A 1,836-nucleotide genomic window follows, 5' to 3' on the forward strand; every position below is an offset into this window, starting at 1 on the left:
TCTTCACCTGTTGCTTTATCAGGCACGGCAACAAAAAAGTCCACTGATTGTTGTTTTTTAAAATCTAATCCATCTTTATATAGACTATGTAAAGCATCTCCATCAGCATCATTTGGAAATTTCATTCGGTTTTCCTCCATATTCTAGTACATTCATTGTTTTAATTATAATTCACTTATATCTTTTCGACTAACCATTAATCTTTATTGTTCAAAAAAAGTAAAAGCCACAACGGCAATTCGGAAGGTACAAAATATTTAATAAAATTTAATGAATCCAAAATTACCGATACATTTGAAATCTTTGATGATAACCATGGATTTTTTAAAAAAAACAATGTCTTTACTGGTGAACTGCTGCAATCGGACAGAAAAACAGCTATGCAAAAAGTAGTTGATTTAGGTGGAGTTATCAAAAGTGGCGTTAACAGCAAAACGCATTATTGTGTAAGTATTGAAATCTACATTCTTAATTCAGCCTATCTTTCTTTGATGAACAAAAAAAAGCACATCTCATTAAGAAATATGCAAGTGGAAGATTCGTATTCACAAAAAATTCAACACGGTTGCGTCCATTTGTTTTAGATTTGTATAGATTTTTTAATGTAGTATTTTTAGAATTCAAAAATTAAAAGACTCGGCTCATATAACAAGAGGGAGGAAAATCTTTTGAAATAAAATTTGATAGAAAATAGGAGAATATTCTTTCCATACAAATAAAATCCCTTCTGTGAGATAATTTCAAAATATTCTACACAAAAGAGATTTGTTAGACTCTCATTTTTGGATCATTTCATTTGAGTTTAATTCTTTTAGCATCAGACCGGAATACGTTTTGCAAAATTGCATGACGGTTTCCACGACCACATCTGAAGCATACTCCAAAAAGTTGGTCATAAAGTCCTTGTTATTCGGTTGCAGGAAAGTTCCAATAAAATCAATGACCATGTCGTTAACGAGCTTGCTATCACTGTAAACCAATTCACCATGAGCTACTTGCTCTTCAATAGTTGAACCCTTGTAGACAAGTTCCTTAAATCGAGGCATATTTTCAGCAAAGAAATTAGTCTCGTTTACTAGTTTAGGAACATCTAACATGGCTTGTTGAAAGCTTTCTTGGGTCATAAACTTTTCTTCTTCAACACAGAACTTTAATAAAGAAATGGCACGATTTGTGTTTTCGAATAAAAATGTTACGTTTCTTAAGAGCGATTCTAGGTATGCTTCCTGTGATCCTGCGTCTTGTCTCATTTCGTCTAATACTTGTTTAAGTCTGTTGGAAAGCTCATCCTTTTTCCAATGGGGCTGCTTAATAACAGCACCCAAAACCCCTGCGGTATGTTTGTTTAACAATTCTTTTGACAATATTTATCTCTCCTAAATCATCATATAGTTATGCTTTTAACTTTCCGATGTATTAAATATGTATTATACCTATTTATTATATACAGTGAGTCCATCTTTAGCATCTTCCATTTGTAGAAATCGTGTCACATTGTAACCACATTGGCATTTTGATAAATAACAAACATGTCTTTATGAAAACTTTTTTAACTCCATCCCCCTGTAAAATTATTTATATTTATATAATAATTCGACAAAATCCTATGAGTTTCCTTTTTAGATCCATAATTTTAGTATAGTTTGTGATACTGATACCTCATCTGGATATAAATTAGGAATTTGATAAAAATAAATTAAAAAGTATTTACTTTATTTTTATTAAAAATAGGCTTTGTTAAACTAGGCTGTTGATTTACGCTCCAGGCGCTATGCTTTCCGCGGGCTCGCCAGTGAGCCTCCTTTCAGCTTCGCTCCTGTGGGGTCTCACTCAGCT

1 protein-coding gene is annotated in these 1,836 nt (G+C 32.4%); it reads right to left on the reverse strand.

The genetic code is table 11. The features are described 5' to 3' along the window. Positions 1-776 precede the first annotated feature (776 nt). Positions 777-1,364 (reverse strand): hypothetical protein, encoded by a 588-nt coding sequence (locus CHI06_RS19980; protein ID WP_095250369.1) that lies wholly within the window; start codon positions 1,362-1,364, stop codon positions 777-779. Positions 1,365-1,836 lie beyond the last annotated feature (472 nt).

It is taken from the genome of Bacillus sp. 7884-1 (genome assembly GCF_002272245.1).
Lineage (GTDB): Bacteria > Bacillota > Bacilli > Bacillales > Cytobacillaceae > Neobacillus.